Annotated in this window: 21 protein-coding genes and 1 other annotated feature; all 21 genes read left to right on the forward strand. The window is 41.9% G+C overall.

Features of this window, described 5'->3' with window-relative positions; all coding sequences use genetic code 11:
- The first annotated feature begins 186 nt into the window (after positions 1–186).
- The 21 genes from ACXAHI_RS01315 (at position 187) to ACXAHI_RS01415 (ending at position 21756) form a co-directional block, all read left to right on the forward strand.
- Entirely contained in the window at positions 187–960 is a 774-nt protein-coding gene (locus ACXAHI_RS01315) for a cell division protein FtsQ/DivIB (RefSeq protein WP_474845363.1), read from the forward strand.
- Positions 961–1426: 466 nt separating this feature from the next.
- Positions 1427–2704, forward strand: a complete 1278-nt coding sequence (gene ftsA, locus ACXAHI_RS01320; protein ID WP_270181791.1) for a cell division protein FtsA — start codon at positions 1427–1429, stop codon at positions 2702–2704.
- Positions 2705–2733: 29 nt separating this feature from the next.
- The gene (gene ftsZ, locus ACXAHI_RS01325) at positions 2734–3876 is read left to right on the forward strand and encodes a cell division protein FtsZ (RefSeq protein ID WP_270181792.1); all 1143 of its coding nucleotides are present in this window, start codon (positions 2734–2736) and stop codon (positions 3874–3876) included.
- 692 nt (positions 3877–4568) lie between these two features.
- Positions 4569–5861, forward strand: a complete 1293-nt coding sequence (locus ACXAHI_RS01330) for a homoserine dehydrogenase (protein WP_474848039.1) — start codon at positions 4569–4571, stop codon at positions 5859–5861.
- Positions 5861–6919 carry a threonine synthase gene (gene thrC, locus ACXAHI_RS01335; protein WP_474845365.1) on the forward strand — a complete coding sequence of 353 codons (1059 nt, stop codon included), beginning with the start codon at positions 5861–5863 and terminating at the stop codon, positions 6917–6919. The genes ACXAHI_RS01330 and thrC overlap by 1 nt, the downstream gene beginning before the upstream one ends.
- Positions 6916–7818 carry a homoserine kinase gene (gene thrB, locus ACXAHI_RS01340; RefSeq protein WP_474845367.1) on the forward strand — a complete coding sequence of 301 codons (903 nt, stop codon included), beginning with the start codon at positions 6916–6918 and terminating at the stop codon, positions 7816–7818. The genes thrC and thrB overlap by 4 nt, the downstream gene beginning before the upstream one ends.
- Before the next feature lie 168 nt (positions 7819–7986).
- Positions 7987–8901: a sigma-E processing peptidase SpoIIGA gene (gene spoIIGA, locus ACXAHI_RS01345; RefSeq protein ID WP_474845369.1), complete on the forward strand. Its 915-nt coding sequence runs from the start codon at positions 7987–7989 to the stop codon at positions 8899–8901.
- Positions 8902–8936: 35 nt separating this feature from the next.
- Positions 8937–9656 carry an RNA polymerase sporulation sigma factor SigE gene (gene sigE / locus ACXAHI_RS01350; protein WP_474845371.1) on the forward strand — a complete coding sequence of 240 codons (720 nt, stop codon included), beginning with the start codon at positions 8937–8939 and terminating at the stop codon, positions 9654–9656.
- An 83-nt stretch (positions 9657–9739) separates the two neighbouring features.
- The gene (gene sigG, locus ACXAHI_RS01355) at positions 9740–10519 is read left to right on the forward strand and encodes an RNA polymerase sporulation sigma factor SigG (RefSeq protein ID WP_270181797.1); all 780 of its coding nucleotides are present in this window, start codon (positions 9740–9742) and stop codon (positions 10517–10519) included.
- Between the two features lie 71 nt (positions 10520–10590).
- Positions 10591–10860, forward strand: coding sequence for a YlmC/YmxH family sporulation protein (locus ACXAHI_RS01360; protein ID WP_224881928.1), 270 nt, complete (start codon positions 10591–10593; stop codon positions 10858–10860).
- A gap of 91 nt (positions 10861–10951) precedes the next feature.
- Positions 10952–11767, forward strand: a complete 816-nt coding sequence (pgeF, locus tag ACXAHI_RS01365) for a peptidoglycan editing factor PgeF (protein WP_474845373.1) — start codon at positions 10952–10954, stop codon at positions 11765–11767.
- 7 nt (positions 11768–11774) lie between these two features.
- A complete protein-coding gene (locus ACXAHI_RS01370; protein WP_474845374.1) occupies positions 11775–12443 on the forward strand; it encodes a YggS family pyridoxal phosphate-dependent enzyme in 669 nt (222 codons plus the stop codon).
- A gap of 32 nt (positions 12444–12475) precedes the next feature.
- Positions 12476–12928 carry a cell division protein SepF gene (locus ACXAHI_RS01375; protein ID WP_474845376.1) on the forward strand — a complete coding sequence of 151 codons (453 nt, stop codon included), beginning with the start codon at positions 12476–12478 and terminating at the stop codon, positions 12926–12928.
- A gap of 21 nt (positions 12929–12949) precedes the next feature.
- Positions 12950–13213 carry a YggT family protein gene (locus ACXAHI_RS01380; RefSeq protein WP_270182059.1) on the forward strand — a complete coding sequence of 88 codons (264 nt, stop codon included), beginning with the start codon at positions 12950–12952 and terminating at the stop codon, positions 13211–13213.
- 4 nt (positions 13214–13217) lie between these two features.
- Positions 13218–13991, forward strand: coding sequence for a YlmH family RNA-binding protein (locus ACXAHI_RS01385; protein ID WP_474845378.1), 774 nt, complete (start codon positions 13218–13220; stop codon positions 13989–13991).
- Positions 13992–14075: 84 nt separating this feature from the next.
- Complete coding sequence (locus tag ACXAHI_RS01390; protein WP_474845379.1) at positions 14076–14576, forward strand: DivIVA domain-containing protein; 501 nt, start codon at positions 14076–14078, stop codon at positions 14574–14576.
- Between the two features lie 169 nt (positions 14577–14745).
- Positions 14746–14959, forward strand: a binding site (T-box leader).
- Between the two features lie 64 nt (positions 14960–15023).
- Positions 15024–17780 carry an isoleucine--tRNA ligase gene (gene ileS / locus ACXAHI_RS01395; protein ID WP_474845380.1) on the forward strand — a complete coding sequence of 919 codons (2757 nt, stop codon included), beginning with the start codon at positions 15024–15026 and terminating at the stop codon, positions 17778–17780.
- A 386-nt stretch (positions 17781–18166) separates the two neighbouring features.
- On the forward strand, positions 18167–18628 hold the full coding sequence (gene lspA / locus ACXAHI_RS01400) for a signal peptidase II (protein WP_270182060.1): 462 nt from the start codon (positions 18167–18169) through the stop codon (positions 18626–18628).
- Positions 18628–19539 (forward strand): RluA family pseudouridine synthase, encoded by a 912-nt coding sequence (locus ACXAHI_RS01405; RefSeq protein WP_474845381.1) that lies wholly within the window; start codon positions 18628–18630, stop codon positions 19537–19539. Before lspA ends, ACXAHI_RS01405 begins: the two co-directional genes overlap by 1 nt.
- Positions 19540–19744: 205 nt before the next feature.
- On the forward strand, positions 19745–20290 hold the full coding sequence (gene pyrR / locus ACXAHI_RS01410; RefSeq protein WP_270181805.1) for a bifunctional pyr operon transcriptional regulator/uracil phosphoribosyltransferase PyrR: 546 nt from the start codon (positions 19745–19747) through the stop codon (positions 20288–20290).
- A gap of 155 nt (positions 20291–20445) precedes the next feature.
- Positions 20446–21756, forward strand: a complete 1311-nt coding sequence (locus ACXAHI_RS01415) for a solute carrier family 23 protein (protein ID WP_474845382.1) — start codon at positions 20446–20448, stop codon at positions 21754–21756.
- Positions 21757–21879: the final 123 nt, after the last annotated feature.

Below are 21879 nucleotides of genomic sequence, written 5' to 3' on the forward strand. Positions count from 1 at the left end.
TTTACTTAACAAAAGGCTAATTTAGTCGATATTTGACTTAGAAAACATTTTTCATGACTGAATAAAAAGCCCTAAAAATATGCTATAATGGTGAAAATAAGCAGTATTTCTTTATCATGCCGTGCGGTTGCCATGATATGAAATTGAGCACTTTGAAGAATTACATTTCAAGACGGGGGCAAAAGGATGGAAGATCGTAAAGTAGTAACGATAGAAGATCGGATTCCGACATTAAAAGCGCAGCGAAAACAGCGTGCAAACAGAAGACTGATCGTCTATTTATCAATCTTCTTCTTTTTAATTTTGTTGATTATTTACTTCCAGTCTTCTCTGAGCCATATTCGTACGATTCAAGTTTCAGGTAATAACTTTATCGCTACGAAAGAGATTGAGAAGTTGAGTGGTCTTGATCAAAGTGTTAGCTTTTGGAACATCAACAAAAAAGAAGTAGCATCCCAAATTGAAAGTTCAAAGGAAATAGCAAGTGCAGACGTAACAAGACAATTTCCTGCTACGGTTAATATTGAAGTAACTGAGAATGAACGTGTAGCCTATCTTAAAAAAGGTACGAACTATTTTCCAATACTTCAGACCGGAACGATCCTCGATGCATTAGGAAAGGGAGATACTCCTGTCAATGCGCCGATTCTTCTTCAATGGGATGAAAGTACAGAGCTGTCAGAGATGGCAGGAGAGTTAACAAAAGTGAAAATGAGCGTGATCAACCGAATTTCAGAGATTCACTATGAACCAAAAGAAAATAATGCATTCAACCTCACGTTATTTATGAGTGATGGGTATGAAGTTCGGACAAGCATCAGAAGTTTTGCAAAACGTATCAACAATTACCCATTGATCGTTAAGGAACTTAAGGACAAACCAAAAGGCGTTCTATTTTTAAATGAAGGAAGCTGGCTCGAACCTTATGAAACAGTCGTTGAAGAAAAGTCCGAATCATAAGCGAGAAATTACCTATGAGTATCTTCCTAATGGACAGGGATGAGCTTTTTTGTACGAACCTTTATGATTCAGAGAATTTTACTTCTCTAGAATCAAAGAAAAGGGCGTATTGAAGCTTTTTGTTTGTAGCTCAATCCTTGTCTTTTCTCCATGTTCTACTTGGTGTAGACTTATACGTATGTTCTTTCTGTAAAGTAACAAAAGACTTAGAATCTACCAAATATATTTTTTGAGTAAAACGACTAAAAAAACTTATAAAATATTGGTCAAAAGAAGGGAAATTAACGGTTTTGTGGAATAGTGTCCTTATATCGCATTCTTATAGCGATCAGTACCTTTCTGTTAAAAAGACGTTTACTAACAGAAGATGTTGTGAATATAAAGGTGTTGGAGGTTTATTCGACCCTATTATAGAGAATTTACAAATACCTGAAATAGGTAGCAATTCGAAGGAGGTGCCAGGAGAATGAACAGCAACGAAGTATATGTGAGTCTAGACATCGGTACATCCAATGTGAAAGTGATCATTGGCCAGATGACAAACGATTCATTGAATATCCTTGGAGTAGGTAGTGCGCCATCCGATGGAATTCGTAAAGGATCGATTGTGGATATAGATGAAACTGTTCGTTCAATTAAACAGGCAGTAGAAAATGCAGAAAGAATGGTAGGTTTATCGATTCGCTCCGTTATCGTTGGAATTAATGGAAATCATGTTCAGCTTCAGCCATGTCATGGAGTAGTGGCTGTTTCTAGTGAAGACCGTGAGATTCACGACGAAGACGTTGCGAGAGTAATTGATGCAGCACAGGTTGTCTCTATACCTCCTGAGCGTGAGATCATCGATGTGATCCCAGGTCAATTTGTGGTGGATGGGTTAGATGGCATCACAGATCCTAGAGGGATGATTGGTGTTCGTCTTGAAATGGAAGGCACGATTATTACAGGTTCTAAAACCGTATTACATAATTTATTGAGATGTGTTGAGAAAGCAGGCCTTGAAATTGCTGATATTTGTCTTCAACCGCTAGCATGTGGTGCGATGGCTCTCTCTAAGGACGAGAAGAACTTAGGGGTAGCACTAGTGAACATGGGAGCAGGTTCGACGACGATTTCTATATTTGAAGAGGGATCTCTCAAAGCGACTTCGGTTCTTCCTATCGGGGGAGATAACGTAACGAAAGACATTTCGATTGGTTTAAGAACAACGACTGAAGAAGCTGAACGAATTAAGATCAAGCATGGTAATGCTTTTGTTGATCTTGCTTCAGAAGAAGAGGCATTCACTGTGTCTACGATTGGAAGTTCAGCAGAACAAGAATTTAATCAGTTCGAATTGGCACATATTATAGAACCTCGTATTGAAGAGATGTTAGAATTGATAGAAGACGAGATTAGGCGTTTGGGAATACGCGAATTGCCTGGTGGATTTGTTCTTACCGGAGGAATGGTAGGAATGGATGGTATACTCGAGCTTGCAAGAGACGTACTTCAACATAATGTGCGCGTTGCAGTTCCTGACTATATTGGAGTTCGTGAACCTCAATATACAACTGGCATTGGTCTAATCCAATTTACGTACAAAAACGTAAAGATTCAGGGCAAAGAAGTTGCAGCTTCATTGAACCCTGAGGATGAAGTGAAGCCCAAGCGTAAAAGCAAACCTGAACCTCAGTCGGGGGAAAAGTCTTCTCCAGGAATGAAAGAAAAAGTTAAGAACTTCTTTAATTTATTTGTTGAATAAAGGGCATTACAAGATTAGGAGGACCTGAGATGTTAGAGTTTGATATGAATATGGAACAATTAGCACAAATAAAAGTAATCGGTGTCGGCGGTGGCGGAAGCAATGCTGTTAACCGAATGATTGAAAATGGAGTTCAAGGTGTAGAATTTATTGCTGTCAATACAGATGCGCAAGCCTTGAACCTTGCGAAAGCAGAAGTGAAAATGCAAATTGGTGGCAAATTGACTAGAGGTCTTGGTGCAGGTGCCAACCCTGAGATCGGTAAAAAAGCAGCTGAAGAAAGCAAAGAGCAGATCGAAGAAGCACTTCGTGGAGCAGATATGGTCTTCGTTACAGCTGGTATGGGAGGCGGAACTGGAACTGGAGCAGCTCCAGTCATTGCTGAGATCGCAAAAGAACTCGGCGCTCTAACTGTTGGGGTCGTTACGCGTCCATTTACATTTGAAGGTCGCAAGCGTTCAACTCAAGCGGTATCCGGGATTGCGATGCTAAAAGAAAAGGTCGATACGTTGATCGTTATACCTAACGACCGTCTACTTGAAATCGTTGACAAAAACACACCGATGCTAGAAGCGTTCCGTGAAGCGGATAACGTACTTCGTCAAGGTGTACAAGGTATTTCAGACTTAATCGCTGTACCAGGTCTTATTAACCTTGACTTTGCAGACGTGAAAACGATCATGACTGAAAGAGGATCTGCATTGATGGGAATCGGGATCGCAACTGGTGAGAACCGTGCATCTGAAGCTGCGAAAAAAGCGATTTCCAGTCCATTGCTTGAAACGTCAATCGATGGCGCTAAAGGTGTTCTGATGAATATTACAGGTGGATCTAACCTTAGCCTTTATGAAGTAAACGAAGCAGCTGACATCGTTTCTTCTGCTTCAGATGAAAATGTGAACATGATTTTCGGTTCAGTAATTAACGAAGAACTGAAAGACGAAATCCTTGTAACAGTGATCGCAACTGGATTCGACGAGAACGAAAACAAGAAAAAATCTGTTCCTCGCCCTTCTACTCAGTCTAAACAGGGTGCACCAATTCAGCAGCCGAAACAAGAAGAGGAAGAAGTACAGCAGCCAGAACCTTCTAAGTTTGGTTCTCGCGTAGAGGAATCTAACGACACACTAGATATCCCTACTTTCTTGCGTAACCGTAAGCGTAGAAGATAATTGTTTAAAACCAGCTCATCTTTGAGCTGGTTTTTTTGATGGGTTTGAAAGCGTTTTAATCATTCCGTTTCTAAACGCGAAACTTCGCTTTTCGAGATGTCTAGCTGCGACTCGCAGAAACTACGAAATTTCGCTCTTTCAAATGAACACAAAAAGCGTGTTCAGATGAAAGCGCTCCAATTTCTTCGTTTCTAACCGCTCGTCTCCGCTTTTCAAGATGTCCAGCTACGTTTCGCAGAAACTACAAGATTTCGCTCTTTCAATTGAACACAAAGAACGTGTTCTATTGAAAGCGCTCCAATCTTTCCGTGTCTAAACGCGAAACTTCGCTTTTCGGATGTCCAGCTACGTTTCGCAGACACTACGTCATTTCGCTCTTACAAATGAACACAACGACCGTGTTCTTTTGTAAGCGCTCCAATGACTCCGTGTCTAAAAGCGAAACTTCGCTTTTCGAGATGTCCAGCTACGACTCGCAGAAACTACGAAATTTCGCTCTTTCAACCGAACACAAAGAACGTGTTCAATTGAAAGCGCTCCAATTTCTTCGTTTCTAACCGCTCGCCTCCGCTTTTCTTTAAATATTTCAAATTTTTCTGTAAATGTGGTTGTGTTTGTGAAGGATGACACGTATAATGTCCCTTATATAAAAACAAACGTCCTTTTCAGGAGGACATAAGGGAGTGGAGAATATGAAGGAGAGCGTTTCGGTAGGACTGTTAGGACTTGGGACTGTTGGTAGTGGAGTGGTACATATGATCGAGTCCCATCAGGAAGAGCTTCAACAGCGCGTTGGTTGTGTTGTGAAGGTAGGAAAGGTTCTCGTTCGAGATATTGAGAAGAACAGAGGGGTCGATGTTAACGAGGAGTTGTTAACACAAGATCCAAATGAAGTGATCAATAATCCTGAAGTCGATGTCGTGATCGAAGTAATGGGTGGTATCGACCAGGCGAAAGAGTATATCCTTGCATCGTTAAAAAATAAAAAACATGTTGTAACAGCAAACAAGGATTTAATGGCTTTACATGGAAGAGAGTTATTAACGGCTGCGGTTGAAAATGAAAGTGACCTCTTCTATGAAGCTAGTGTTGCGGGTGGAATTCCAATCCTTAGAAGTTTAGTAGAAGGTTTATCCTCTGATCGAATCACAAAGCTGATGGGGATTGTGAACGGTACGACAAACTATATCCTTACAAAAATGACTAAGAACAATGTGCCGTATGAAAGTGTATTAAAAGAAGCACAGGATCTTGGCTTTGCTGAAGCTGATCCAACTGCAGACGTTGAGGGGCTAGATGCAGCTCGTAAAGTCGTCATCCTCGGAACTCTTGGATTTTCAATGAAAGTAGGGTTAGATGACGTCAAGATTAAAGGGATCACTGAAGTTGATGCTGAAGATATTTCCTATAGTAAGAAACTAGGGTATACTATCAAACTATTATCGATCGCAAGTTCAGAAAACGGATCGATTGAACTTTCTGTTCAGCCAACTCTGTTGCCATCACGCCATCCGTTAGCTTCTGTGAATGATGAGTACAATGCTGTTTACGTCTATGGAGAGGCAGTCGGAGAAACGATGTTCTATGGACCTGGTGCAGGTCAACTACCGACAGCTACAGCGGTTGTATCTGACCTTGTCGCCGTTATCAAAAACATGCGTCTTGGAGTAAATGGTAAGAGTGTCATTCTTCCTCAGCATGAACGTAAGCTGAAGAAAGATGATGAAATCAAGAGCAAGTACTTCATCAGATTGTATGTAAAAGATGAAGCGGGTGCATTTTCGAAAATTTCACACTTATTTAAGGATCATGGGATCAGTCTTGAAAAGTTGATCCAAGAACCAGTGATTAATAATGGCACTGCTGAGCTCGTCATCATCACTCATGAAACGAATCATCAAGCATTCGAAGACGTTCATAGTCAACTGAATGATTTGGATGTGGTGGTCGAGGTGAAAAGCAGGTATCGAGTGGAGGGAATGTGATGTCAGTCTGGAATGGGTTGTTAAAACACTATGAGAATTATTTACCGATTACTGAAGATACTCCTTCATTAAGTTTAAATGAGGGAAATACACCTCTACTAAGATTAAATACGCTTTCGGAAGAACTTGGAGTAAACTTACACGTTAAGATTGAAGGAGCGAACCCAACAGGGTCTTTCAAAGATAGAGGCATGGTGATGGCAGTAGCGAAAGCAAAGGAAGAGGGTAGCGATGCGATCATATGTGCTTCGACAGGAAATACAGCAGCTGCTGCAGCTGCGTACGGAGCAAGAGCGGGGTTACGTTGTATCATCGTGATTCCAAAAGGAAAGGTAGCATTAGGAAAATTAGCTCAGGCAATGATTTACGGTGCAGAAATTTTTGAAATCGACGGGAATTTTGATGAAGCCCTTCGCATGGTTCGTTCGATTGCCGAAACGGAACCGATCACTCTCGTTAATTCAGTGAATCCATATCGTTTGGAAGGACAAAAGACAGCCGCTTTTGAAGTATGTGATCAGCTTGGAAAATCACCTGATGTGCTAGCGATCCCAGTAGGAAACGCTGGAAACATCTCAGCCTATTGGAAAGGATTCAAAGAATATCTTCGAGAAGAGAAAAAGCCTCAGATGAGAGGGTTTGAAGCTGAGGGTTCTGCAGCGATCGTCAAAAAGAAAATTATACAAAACCCAGAAACAATCGCTACAGCGATCAGGATTGGCAATCCTGCTAGCTGGCAGTTAGCTGAAGACGCTGTCGTCGAATCAGATGGTAAAATCGACAGTGTTACAGATGAAGAAATATTAAATGCTTATCAGCTTCTTGCTAAAAAAGAAGGGGTATTTGCAGAACCAGCATCATGTGCTTCAATCGCTGGTGTTTTAAAACAAGTAACTTCGAATGAAATACAACAAGGAAGCACAGTCGTTGCTGTATTAACAGGAAACGGTCTAAAAGATCCTTCAACAGCTATGGATACGGTTCTCGTCAAACCGCGGGTGGTTGCTGCTGATAAAGGAAGTTTTCTCGAGGAGCTAAAGGGATGTGTTAGTCATTGAAACAACCAGTCTCTTTAAAAATTCCAGGAAGTACATCAAATCTTGGGCCGGGGTTTGATTCGATCGGGCTTGCGATTAATCGTTATCTTCATGTAACGTTCGAACCTTCGTCTGAGTGGGCTTTTTACTACATCGGTTTTCAAGAAATGTTTCCTCAAGGTAAAGAGAACTTGGTTTACAAAGTGATTGAATCGATCGCAGTGTCGGTACAGAAAACTCCAGAACCGCAACGCGTAACGATGAGGAGTGAATTACCCCTTGAACGAGGGCTTGGAAGTAGTGCGGCAGCAATCGTAGCTGGTGTGGAAATTGCAGACATCACAATGGGGCTTGCGCTTTCTTCAAAGGAAAAAGTAAGGTATGCTGCTGAGTTTGAAGGGCATGCGGACAATGTCGCTGCTTCCATATATGGAGGACTTGTCATCGCATCAGGGCTAGGTGACCTTGATTCTGTCGTTCAAAACGTTGAAAATGTTGAATTCGTCGCCTTGATACCAGAACGAAAATTGAAAACAACAGACTCACGCTCAGTTCTTCCAAAGAATCTGTCGTTTGAAGAAGCAGTCAAGGCGAGTAGTGTTGCAAATGTTTTTACAGCAGCTGCAGTGAGCAATAATTGGCAAAAAGCAGGAGCATTGATGAAAGAAGATTTATTTCATCAACCTTACAGAAAACACTTTGTCCCAGATCTTGAACGTGTTCAGCGTTTAGCTGTCGATTGGGGAGCTTATGGTGCAGCCCTTAGTGGCGCAGGTCCAACATTGTTAATCTTCACTCCAATAGGAACAGCTAAGAAAATAAAAGCCGTAATGGAAGCGAATCTAACGGGATATGATTGTGTAGAGCTTTTCCCTACGAACACAGGGGTACAGCGAATGAATGATGTTTTGCAACGGTGATCGTACTGTAGTCGTCCAATGATGGACGGCTACTTTTTTGCGCTAAACGGATGACAAAAATAGTGATAATTATGCAAAATAACCTCGATATTCGCGGCACGATTTGACAGTCTTTCAATCCAAACTAGTCTATACTAGAATTCAAATTCGATAGGGAGGAGCCAGCAGGTGGCTGTATATCTGGACGTAATATGGCTGTTGAACGTTTGCTTTGACTACATGCTATTGATGCTTACCAGTTTGCTGCTTAAGCGTCATGTTCGTAAAAGACGACTTGCTGCTGGCGCTCTATTCGCTTCGTTATATGTCATTTTTCTTTTTATTCCTGGGTTGGAGTTTATGGTTCATCCGATTGTGAAATTATTTTATTCGTTTATCATCGTAAGCATAACGTTTGGGTTTACAAGGTTTCGAAGCTTCATTCAAAGTTGGCTGCTGTTCTATTTTGTCACGTTTATGATCGGTGGAGGCATGCTTGGTGCTCACTACTTTTTAAAACAGGAAGTAGGTGTTTATAACGGCGCAATCGCTACACAGGGGAGTGGATTTGGCGATCCTGTCAGCTGGGTATTTGTGCTCGTTGGTTTTCCAGCTGTATGGTTTTTTTCTAAGAAAAGGCTAGGTGATATCGAGACGAAAAAAATTCACTATGACCAAATAGCCAGCGTTAAAATCACGATCGATGATGTCATCGTGACTGCACCAGCACTTATCGACAGTGGGAATCAACTCAAGGATCCATTATCAGGAGCTCCCGTCATGATTCTCGATATGACCATACATGCAAACCATTTTTCAGAGAACTTTCTTAAAAAAGCGAAAAATGTAACTGACTTTCAAAGTGAGGGAGAGGTGGACAGGTGGGAGCATCGCCTTAGGATCGTTCCATTTCGAGCCGTCGGACAAGATCATCAATTTTTATGTGCGATAAAGCCTGACACGGTGGAAATTTCAACGAATGAAGAAACGATCATTGTAAAAAAAGTACTCGTAGGGCTCAGCTTTCAGTCATTATCAGGGGAGAAAGAGTACAGTTGCATCCTTCATCCAAAAATGCTAGCTGAAAAGGCAAATGCTTCTTAAAGAGAAGAAACAAACAGATTGAGGAGGTTTACTGCATGGGAAAATTAAAGATAAAATTTGTACTCTGGTGGCAAAGAATCTTAATCAAACTTGGAATTAAACCTGACGAAATCTACTACATAGGAGGAAGTGAAGCACTTCCGCCTCCTTTGACGAAAGAAGAAGAAGCCCATCTTTTGATTAAATTACCTGGTGGTGACAAGGCTGCACGATCGATCTTAATCGAAAGAAACTTGCGTCTCGTTGTTTATATCGCACGTAAGTTTGAAAACACAGGGATTAATATTGAAGACTTAATCAGTATCGGAACGATCGGGTTGATCAAAGCTGTTAATACTTTCAACCCTGAAAAGAAAATCAAGTTAGCAACATATGCTTCTAGGTGTATTGAAAATGAGATCCTAATGTTTCTGCGTCGTAATAACAAAATTCGTTCAGAGGTTTCATTCGATGAACCTCTTAATGTCGATTGGGATGGGAACGAACTGCTTTTATCAGATGTATTGGGAACTGATGAAGATATCATCACGAAAGGAATCGATGCAAGAGTAGACAGGAAATTGCTTGTGAAAGCTCTTGAAACATTGAACCCTCGAGAAAAGCAGATCATGGAACTAAGGTTCGGTCTTGCTGGTGATGAAGAAAAAACACAGAAAGATGTTGCTGATCTTCTCGGTATTTCTCAATCTTACATCTCCAGGCTAGAAAAGCGTATCATCAAAAGACTTCGAAAAGAATTCAACAAGATGGTCTAACATTCTTAAAATGATAAATGCATAATTTTCCCACTCTCGGAGATACTTTACTTTGACAGCATCTCCGATGAGGAGGGAAAGAGTTGACACGAAACAAAGTCGAGATTTGTGGAGTAGATACATCCAAACTTCCGGTTCTGAAAAATGAAAAGATGAGAGTTCTTTTCAAACAGATGCAGGAAGGTGATATATCTGCAAGAGAAGAGCTAGTAAATGGAAATTTACGTCTCGTTTTGAGCGTCATTCAACGGTTTAACAATCGTGGTGAATACGTTGATGATCTCTTTCAGGTCGGATGTATTGGTCTTATGAAATCCATTGATAACTTCGATTTATCGCAAAACGTGAAATTCTCAACTTATGCAGTGCCGATGATTATCGGTGAAATACGACGATATCTCAGGGACAATAACCCGATTAGGGTTTCAAGGTCGCTTCGAGATATTGCCTATAAATCCCTCCAGATCAGGGACAAATTGATGACGAAAAACTCTAAAGAGCCGAATCCAACTGAGATTGCCAAGGAACTCGGTGTAACGAAGGAAGAAGTTGTCTTCGCTCTTGATGCCATTCAAGACCCTGTCTCGTTATTTGAGCCGATTTACAATGATGGTGGAGATCCGATTTTCGTAATGGATCAAATTAGCGATGATAAGCAGAAGGACTTTCATTGGCTAGAAGATATTGCATTGAAAGAAGCAATGATGAGACTAAATCAACGCGAGAACATGATTCTCCAGATGCGTTTCTTTCAAGGGAAAACGCAGATGGAAGTAGCAGATGAAATCGGTATTTCTCAAGCTCAAGTGTCACGTCTTGAAAAAGCAGCAATCCAGCAAATGAATAAAAATATACAAAGTTAGAACGAGACCTGTTAAACAGGTCTTTTCTATTGCCCACTTTTCATATAATAAAATGGAAAGGTGGAGGTGTGATGATAAAAATCTCTGAATTTCAAGTTAAGGATGTTGTAAATGTATCGAACGGAAAAAAACTTGGACATATAGCCGATCTAGAAATAAACTTGACGACAGGTAAAATCGAAGCGATCGTTATCCCGGGTCAAGGAAAAATGATGGGTTTTTTTGCGCGTGAGAGTGATCTCGTGATTCCTTGGCGCAACATCGTAAAAATAGGTTCCGATGTTATATTAGTTAAATATTACGATTCATCAGATTCAGAATCTTTCCAAAAAGAGTCATGAGTAGCCAATATCTCACAATCTATATCCCTTCTTCTCAACATATTATGATAAAATAGAGTGTAAACTTGTATAGAAATGAAGGGATATAGCTGTGGGAAACGAACTGTTTTTAGATACTTCTGACATGACTACACTGGCACTTCGTTTCGGAAGAGATGGAGGTCAAGTCAAAGCTGGGTTTTCGACTCGATTGAACGGTGTAAGTAAAGATCCGTTCGCTAGTCTAAACCTCGGTTATCATGTGCCTGACCATCCAGTAGATGTGTTGACTAATAGAAAAATACTTAGTAAGGCGATAGGCACACCGCTCGAGAATTGGGTAGTTGCAGAGCAAATCCATGGAAATGATATTGCTCACGTTACTGCGAATGATTTAGGGCGCGGGACGCTTGATCATGAAACCGCGATACGTGGTATGGACGGTATGTATACGGATGAAAAGGGTTTGATGTTGGCTGCACTTTATGCCGACTGTGTACCCGTATATTTTTACTCCCCTTCCGCGAAAAGGGTTGGAATAGCCCACGCAGGCTGGAAAGGAACAACGAAAGATATTGCTGGAGAGATGATTCAAAGGTGGCAAGATGACGGTATCGACCCTAAAGATATCGTAACTGCAATAGGGCCATCGATCGGAAAATGCTGTTATGAAGTTGATGACAGGGTGGTCGAAAACGTGATCGAGGTGGCATCCGATTCTGAACAATTCTTCACACATAACGAAGGTACGTATCAGCTGGATTTAAAAGCTGTGAATAAACACTTATTGTTAAAAGCAGGCGTATTAGAAGACAACATTCTTGTGAGTGACTATTGTACAAGCTGCAGTGACCTGTTTTTCTCTCATCGAAGCGAACATGGCAAAACAGGAAGAATGATGGGTTACATTGGTCTTGAGGAGGTTTAACAGGAAAGTGGAAGTAAAGACGAAATTAGAAGAAATCATTTCTAACATCGAAACCGCTTCACATCGATCGAATCGAAATGCAGAAGATGTGAATGTGATCGCAGTTACGAAATACGTTAGTGTAGAGCGTGCTAAAGAAGCAGTGGAAGCTGGTATCACTCATCTTGGGGAAAATCGTCAAGAGGGCTTGGTCGAAAAAGTCGCAGCATTCGAACAGCAGCCAATATGGCATTTCATCGGCACGTTGCAATCACGTAAGGTCAAAGATGTCATCGATCACGTAGATTACATTCATTCCCTCGATCGACGCTCTCTTGCAAAAGAGATCAATAAGAGAGCAACAAAGAAAGTGAAATGCTTTGTACAAGTCAATGTTTCTGGAGAAGAATCGAAACACGGGTTGGCGGTTGAACAAGTCATGCCGTTTGTAGAGTCTCTAGAAAACTATCCAAATATCGAAGTAGTAGGCTTGATGACGATGGCACCTCATATAAAGGATCCTGACGAAATCAGATCTGTCTTTAAAAAGCTTAGAGAACTTAGAACGAGCATCCAGGAGCGTTCGTTTGATTACGCGCCATGCAGAGAGCTTTCGATGGGGATGTCAAATGATTATGAGATTGCTGTTGAAGAAGGTGCAACGTTTGTTCGTATCGGATCGTCACTTGTTGGTTAATATCAAAACTAACTCTCCCGGAGGTGCAGGGAATGGGAATTAAAACTAAGTTTAAGCAGTTCTTTGAACTCGATGATGAACAAATCGAGTTCGAGGATGATGTTCATACGACGTATGCTGAGGATGATGAGATGGAGAATTCTAGGGTGAGTCGGAACCAGAATAAACAGAAACAGACGAATCAATCCAATCAAAATGTTGTGAGTCTTCAGAGTATCCACAAGAACTCTAGAGTTGTACTTGTTGAACCTAGAGTGTATGCTGAAGCTCAGGATATTGCTGATCATATAAAAAACCGAAAATCTGTCGTAATGAATTTGCAACAGATTCCTCATGACCAAGCGAAGAGAATCGTTGATTTCTTGAGTGGTACGGTTTATGCTCTTGGCGGTGATATTCAGAAACTCGGTCCCGACACGTTCATGTGTACTCCGGATAATGTTGAAATCTCCGGCAATATTACCGATGAAATATTTGAAGACTAGCTTCTAAGGAAGGTGAAGAATTTGGAAATAGCTTATTTATTAGCACAAGCTTTACGGATTTACTCATGGATATTAATCATTTATATCTTCATGTCTTGGATTCCAAATGCTAGAGAATCCTCAATAGGACAAATGATTGCAAGAATTGCAGAACCTTATCTTGCGCCGTTCCGTAAAATTATCCCGCCTATCGGTGGAATGTTAGATATTTCTCCTATCGTAGCTATTTTTGCACTACAGTTTGCGCAGTATGGAATCGTTGCTCTCTTTGGAATGATCCTATAATTCCATGTCGATATACGAACATTATCGTCCTGAAGAAAGAACGTTTGTTGATCGTGTGTTAGAGTGGCAAGGGGAAGTTGAAGACAGATACTCGCCGAAACTCACTGATTTCTTAGATCCACGAGAGCAGGATATCGTTACACAAGTAATTGGAAATCATCCCGATGTGAGCGTATCTTTTTCAGGAGGCGTGGATGGAGCAGAACGACAGCGTGCACTGCTTCTTCCACCTTATATAACTGCAAAGGCTGAAGATTATGACATAGCTGCATTAAACATTACATATCCCTCAAAATTCGTTACATTATCGCACCCAGATCTGCTCGGTGCTTTGATGGGACTTGGATTAAAGCGGGAAAAGTTTGGAGACATTTTTGTACAAGATGGTCTTGCACAGCTTATCGTAGCTAAAGAAGTAGCGGATTATATTAAGATGAATTTAACTCAAGCTGGTAAAGCGTCGATCACACCAGAGGTGATTTCACCATCACAAATCAACGTTCCTCCTATAAGATGGGAGGAACAATCGGGTACCGTTAGTAGTCTTCGCCTCGATGCTGTATTAGCAGAGATATACAATCTATCTAGGTCAAAGGTATCTCCTATGATCGAACATGAGCGTGCTAAACTTAATTGGAAAGTCGTCGATCAACCCGCAACAGAAGTGAAAGCGGGAGATTATTTGTCCTTAAGAGGTTCGGGGAGAAGTAAGGTGAATTCAATCGATGGTAAAACAAAGAAAGAAAAATGGCGAATCACGTATAGCAAAAGAAAATAATTTGACAGATTTAGAAGGATTGTCCAAAGAGATTGTCGAATTACGAGTTGGGACATAAAAGAGAGCAAACCGGAGGTGGCTGAATTGCCTTTAACACCATTAGATATTCATAACAAAGAATTTACTCGCGGATTCCGCGGTTATGATGAAGATGAGGTAAATGAGTTTCTAGATCAAGTCATTAAAGATTACGAAACTGTTATCAGAGAAAAGAAAGAGCTTAATGAGAGAGTGAAACTTCTAGAAGAAAGACTAGGACACTTCTCAAACCTTGAGGAAACATTAAACAAATCGATTCTTGTCGCTCAAGAAACGGCTGAGGAAGTAAAGCAGAGCGCAACGAAAGAATCCCGTTTGATCCTAAAAGAAGCAGAAAAGAACGCTGACCGCATCATCAACGATTCATTAGCTAAAGCGAGAAAGATCTCACTCGAAAATGAAGAATTGAAAAAGCAAGCATCCGTTTACCGCACACGTTTCCGTATGCTTGTCGAAGCGCAGCTCGAAATGCTGACGAATGAGGACTGGGACGGGCTGGCTGCTCGTTTTGATGAGGAAGAAGAGCATATTCAAGAAAACGCATAAGGTAAACTTTTAACATTTATTTCGCATTTTCTTGACTTATTAAAATTGAATACACTATACTTTTGATATACTTTAATGGAAGTTGGTCCTACAACTGGATTAACATCTTCAATCAAAAGCACATAGACATAAGAAATGGTCTAAGCTGTTTCTTAAAAAATAATGATTAAGAACGACTGCGATGGGAAGAGTAGCTGGTTACACTTAACAAAGCGAGCTAGGGTTGGTGTGAGCCTGGCGTTAAGCAACCGGTGAAGATCACCCCTGAGTCCCGAGCTGAACATAAAGTAAGCCCCGGCGTATCATTCACGTTACGAATGCAAAGTGAGCACATTGTGTGCTTAAGTTGGGTGGTACCACGGGAAAACCTTCTCGTCCCTATAGGGATGAGAAGGTTTTTTTATGTTATTAAGGAAATGCAGCGTACGATATTGAAGGAGGAAGGACATGAGCTTTAAAGAAACACTATTGATGCCAAAAACAAAGTTCCCGATGCGCGGCAATCTGCCAAACAAAGAACCTGATATGCAAAAAGAATGGGAAGAAAACAACCTTTATGAGAAAGTACAGGAAAGAACGAAGGATCGTCCTCTTTTCGTCTTGCATGATGGCCCTCCATATGCAAATGGAGACATCCATATCGGTCACGCAGAAAACAAAGTACTAAAAGACATGATCGTTCGTTACAAATCCATGAACGGATTTCATGCACCGTATGTTCCGGGTTGGGATACTCACGGTCTTCCAATCGAGCAAGCACTTACGAAAAAAGGTGTAGATCGAAAGAAGTTAACAGTAGCTGAATTCCGTAAGAAGTGTGAAGAATATGCGCTAAAGCAAGTTGATCGTCAGCGTGAGCAGTTCAAACGCCTTGGCGTTCGTGGAGATTGGGATAACCCTTATATCACCCTGAACAAAGGGTACGAAGCGCAGCAGATCAAAGTGTTTGGCGAAATGGCGAAGCGTGGATATATCTACAAAGATAAGAAAACTGTTTACTGGTCTCCTACTTCAGAATCAGCGCTAGCTGAAGCTGAAATCGAATACCAGGACAAACGCTCTCCATCCATCTATGTTGCTTTCCAAGTTAAGGATGGAAAAGGCGTACTAAACGGAGATGAGAAGTTCATCATCTGGACGACGACCCCTTGGACAATTCCTTCAAATCTTGGGATCGCACTTAATGCTTCATTTGAGTATAGTGTTGTTGAAGCTGATGGAAGTAAGTACATCGTCGCTACAGAATTAGTTGACCAACTTAAAGAAGAGTTTGAATGGAATACAGTGAATGAACTAAATCGCGTAAAAGGAAGCGAGCTTGAATACGTTACAGCACAGCATCCTCTATATGATCGTGAGTCCCTTGTCATTCTTGGTGATCATGTCACGCTTGATGCTGGTACTGGTTGCGTTCATACAGCACCTGGACACGGTGAAGATGATTATGCGATCGGAAGAAAATACAAGCTCGACATCTTGTGCCCAGTAGATGAGAAGGGTGTCTTCACGAATGAAGCGCCAGGTTTTGAAGGGTTGTTCTATGATAAAGCAAACAAGCCGATCACTGAAAAGCTTGAAGAAGCTGGAGCTCTAGTAAAGCTTTCATTCTTCACACACTCCTATCCACACGACTGGCGTACAAAGAAACCGATCATCTTCCGTGCAACTGAGCAGTGGTTCGCTTCGATCAAGCAATTCCGCCCAGAGCTTCTGCAAGCCGTAGCGGATGTAGAATGGTTCCCATCTTGGGGAGAGCTTCGTCTCCACAACATGGTGAAAGATCGTGAAGATTGGTGTATTTCTCGTCAGCGTGCATGGGGTGTTCCAATCCCTGTCTTTTATGGTGAGAACGATGAGCCGATCTTAACAGACGAAACGATCGAGCATGTCTCAGAGCTATTCCGTCAGCACGGTTCGAACATCTGGTTTGAATGGGATGCGAAAGAGCTATTACCAGAAGGGTTTACGTCTGAACACAGCCCGAATGGTACGTTCCGTAAAGAAATGGACATTATGGACGTTTGGTTTGATTCTGGTTCTTCTCATCAAGCAGTGCTTGAAGAGCGCAGCGACCTTGCGCGACCTGCAGATTTATATCTAGAAGGATCAGACCAGTACAGAGGCTGGTTCAACTCTTCTCTTTCTACTTCTGTCGCAGTAACGGGTAAAGCACCTTATAAAGCAGTGCTGAGTCACGGGTTTGTTCTTGACGGAGAAGGTAAAAAGATGAGTAAATCACTTGGAAACGTAATGGTTCCAAACGACGTGATGAAGCAGCTCGGTGCAGACATCTTACGTTTATGGGTATCTTCTGCTGACTACCAGGCTGATGTTCGTGTCTCGAATGAGATTCTCAAGCAAGTAGCAGAAGTGTATAGAAAGATCCGTAACACGTTTAGGTTTATGCTCGGAAACTTAGAAGGCTTTGACCCAGCTAAGAACAGCGTTTCTTATGAAAACCTTAGTGAGCTCGATCAATACATGCTCGTGAAGTTGAATAACGTTGTGACGAAAGTAAAGAAAGCATATGATGAGTATCAGTTCTTAACGGTTTACAATACGATTCATAACTTCTTTACAACAGAGATGAGCTCATTCTATCTTGATATCGCGAAAGATACGCTATATATCGAGCATGAAGACCATCCGAAGCGCCGAGCGATTCAAACAGTTCTTTATCAAACGGCTGTTGCATTGACGAAGCTACTATCACCAATCATCCCACATACTGCTGAAGAAGTATGGCAGTTTGTACCAGGTGAAAAGGAAGAGTACGTTCAGCTTTCTGACATGCCTGAAGTGAAGAACTTCGAAGGAACTTCTGAACTTGAAAGCAAGTGGGATCATGTGATGGACCTACGTGATGAAGTTCTAAAGGCACTAGAAGAAGCACGTAACGAAAAGAAAATCGGGAAGTCCTTAACAGCTCAGCTTCATATCTATGCGGATGGTGAAGCAAAAGAACTTCTTGGTGGCATCGATAACCTCGATAAGCTCTTGATCGTTTCTGCAGCATCCGTTGCAGGAAGTAAGTCTGAAGCTCCATCAGAAGCAAAGAATTACGAAGAGCTAGCGATCATGGTTTCCCCTGCAGAAGGCGAAACGTGTGAACGTTGCTGGAGAGTAACAGAGACTGTAGGACAAGATGAAACGTATCCTACTCTTTGCGTAGATTGTGCTGAAACTGTAAAAAATCATTATTAATAGTAAAAAGCGCTTTGCTGTATGCAAAGCGCTTGATTTATTTATGAACATTAATTTGAGTTCCCACGGTACTTTTTTGGGATTCATTCATGAGCAAAGAACTTATGGTTCCCGCTCAGATCCTCAGAAAGGGCGTCAGCGCATTTATCACTCCAGCGGAAGGATGCTCGACTCCTAAGGGACGTGGGGTACGGGTGGAACGAGGAGACTCATCCCCTGCCCCACAGAAAGCATCCTGGAGCGGAAATTCAGCTACTGTTATTGCGTTCCCGATACCCTGAGCACTTTGCACCATGCAAAGCCCTTACGGTTAACGTTCACATTGTACAGGAATGAATCCTGTGCTAAACTTTCATAGGAAGTATCATTCGATCGGGGGAGCGCACGTGTGGAAATATTTAATAGCCATTGGCATAGTTATACTAGATCAATGGACCAAATGGCTTGTTGTTAAAAATATGGAATATGGAGAGTCGATCAAACTCATCAACGACTTTCTCTATCTGACTTCACATCGAAATAGAGGAGCTGCGTTTGGCATCCTTCAAGGTCAGATGATTTTCTTTTACATTATTACGGTTATTGTGATTGTCGCTGTTTTATACTATATGAATCAATATAAACACAGCAAGTTCGTCAGTGTTACCCTTGCTTTAATATTAGGCGGTGCAGTGGGGAATTTTATCGATCGTGTCTTTAGAGGAGAAGTCGTAGATTTTGTTAACACGTATATCTTCTCGTATGACTTTCCGATTTTCAATGTTGCGGATGCTTCACTCGTTGTAGGGGTCATCCTCATCTTTATCGGAACGATATTTGAAAGTAAGCAAGCTGAAGGAGATAAGTAATGGAAAAGTTCGTTTTTACAGTAAGTACTGAAAATAAAGGCCAGAGGATCGATAAAGTAATACCGACATTCGATCAAGAATGGTCTCGTAGCCAGGTTCAAACCTGGATTAAAGAAGAACAAGTTCAGGTAAACGGTGAAGTTGTGAAAGGAAACTACAAAGTTTCGGAGAACGATGAAATCGTTGTTAGCGTACCCGAACCAGAAACGCTCGAAGTTGTACCTGAAGATCTTAACTTAGATATCGTATATGAAGATCAAGATGTTTTAGTCGTCTACAAACCTAGAGGAATGGTTGTTCATCCTGCACCGGGTCATCCAAGCGGAACGCTTGTAAACGGCTTGATGCACCAAGTTCGTGATTTAAGTGGAATCAACGGCGTGATTAGACCAGGAATCGTTCATCGAATCGATAAGGACACTTCTGGACTGCTCATGGTCGCTAAAAATGATCGTGCACATGAATCACTCGTTAAGCAGCTTCAAGCGAAAACGGTGAATCGTCGTTATAAAGCAATTGTACACGGCAACATTCAGCACGATGTTGGTACCATCGATGCTCCGATCGGTCGAGACAAGCAGGATCGCCAGAAGATGACCGTGACAGATGAGCATAGCCGAGATGCAGTTACGCATTTTAAAGTGTTAGAGCGTTATGATCACTATACGTACGTAGAATGCCAGCTTGAAACAGGCCGTACTCATCAGATTCGCGTTCATATGAAATACATCGATCATCCTGTTGCGGGGGATCCTAAGTATGGACCAAGAAAAAAATCATTACCAATTGATGGACAAGCGTTACATGCTGGTGTATTAGGGTTCAAACACCCTGTCACAGATGAGTGGCTCGAGTTTTCTCGTGAAGTACCTGAAGATATGGAAAAACTGTTAACCCGTTTAAGAAGATAAAAAGCGGTTGACAGGTTTTCACGGCTCTGCCATACTACATGTAGACAATATAGCAATCCTTTAACGATGGTCCCGTGAGGCTACAAAGGAAAAACGGCTATGTACGTAACGTGTGTTTCGTATGCCCAAAACCCTTTTGCCTCCATGGCAAAAGGGTTTTTTAATGACGTTGGACCAAAGCAGTTAAGCTGAAAGGAAGAGACGAATGGAAGATAAGAGGGTTTTACTCGATGATCAAGCGATTCGTAGAGCGTTAACAAGAATTGCTCATGAAATCATTGAACGAAATAAAGGAATCCAACATGCCATGCTCGTTGGAATCAAAACAAGAGGAATCTACTTAGCAGAACGTTTAGCTGAGCGCATTGAACAAATCGAAGGCTCGAGTATACCGGTAGGAGAAATTGATATTACGATGTACCGTGACGACCTTTCATTGAAACATGAAAATCAAGATCCGAAGATTAAAGGCACAAGTATTGAGAGTGCTGTTACTGATCAAAAAGTCATCCTAGTCGATGATGTTCTTTTCACAGGGCGAACTGTTCGAGCAGCGATGGACGCCTTGATGGATCTAGGTAGACCTTCTCAGATTCAGCTAGCTGTTCTAGTCGATCGCGGCCATAGAGAGCTTCCGATCCGACCAGATTATGTAGGCAAGAATGTTCCAACTTCGAAGGAAGAAATTATTGAGGTTGCACTAACAGAAGTAGATGATTTCGATAGAGTAAGCATTAAACACGCTAAGTAAAAACCAATAACGTGCTCCCTTTAAGGTAGTCCAGAGAGACAGCCAAGGGAGGAGACGCTGTTCGATCAGGACACGCGTGTACCTCCTTGCGGCTAAGCAAGGAGTTTTTTTATACCTCCTTCTAGCCGGGACGCACATCCGAGGAGGAAATAACGATGAAACATGAATTAGGAATCCGAGAAGTACCAAAAACAACAACGTGGTTAACATTAAGTCTTCAGCACTTATTCGCAATGTTCGGTGCTACGATACTCGTACCGTTCTTAGTAGGACTTGATCCAGCAGTAGCACTCGCATCTAGTGGTCTTGGAACCCTCTCATATCTACTGATTACGAGAGGGAAGATCCCAGCATATCTAGGATCATCGTTCGCATTCATCGCGCCTATCATTTCGGCTGTATCACTAGGGGGACCTGAAGGGGCGATGATCGGGACGTTTTTCGCTGGTATCGTTTACGGAATCGTAGCCCTTGCGATTCGGGCGGCAGGTTTAAACTGGCTTTTGAGACTGCTACCTCCGATCGTCGTTGGTCCTGTCATCATGGTAATCGGTCTTGGCCTTGCAGGTACTGCCATCAGCATGGCGATGAACAATCCTGAAACGGAAGCTTATAGCGGCATTCACTTCACAGTGGCTCTTGTCACGCTTGGTGTTACGATTTTAGCATCGATCTTCCTAAGAGGATTTTTAAGCCTTATTCCAATCTTGATCGGTATCGTTTCAGGATATACGTTCGCTTACTTTGTAGGTCTTGTTGATTTCAGTCCAGTAAGAGAAGCATCGTTTTTTGAGGTACCAGACTTCATTATACCTTTCGCGGATTATAACCCAGCACAAGTCTTTTCTTGGGAAATTCTCTTCGTCATGGTTCCAATCGCAACGGTAACAATCGCTGAGCACATCGGCGACCAGATGGTATTAAGTAAAGTAGCGGGACGTAATTTCTTGAAAACACCAGGTCTCCATCGATCGATTCTTGGTGATGGAGTGGCGACGATCATCGCTTCATTGCTTGGCGGTCCACCAAATACAACATATGGTGAAAATATAGGCGTTCTTGCGATCACTCGAGTATTCAGCGTGTTTGTTATCGGAGGAGCTGCAGTTCTAGCACTGATCTTTGGCTTTATCGGCAAGGTCTCAGCTCTTATCTCTACAATTCCGACGGCGGTAATGGGTGGCGTTTCGATCTTACTCTTCGGGATCATCGCTTCATCTGGTCTTAGAATGTTGATCGATAACAACATCGATCTAGGTGAGAAACGAAACTTGATTATCTCATCCGTCATCTTGGTCATTGGGGTCGGAGGAGCGTTTATCCAGGTAACCGAAGATTTACAAATCGCAGGAATGGCGCTCGCGACGATCATCGGTATCGCTTTAAATCTTATTCTTCCTGGTGGAACTACACAGGAATCGATTGAGAATATGTTTGAAGAGCAAAATGATCATACAGCTGCATAGTAACATCCTTTAAAAAGGTACAGAGAGACCTAAAAGGGTGAGAAAAAGACGCGAGATCTATCGCGTCAACTTTCCTACACCCTGAATCTGTTCAGGGTGTTTTTTTGTGAAGTTCCTTATGTA

It is taken from the genome of Anaerobacillus sp. ABD4_527, from assembly GCF_056160805.1.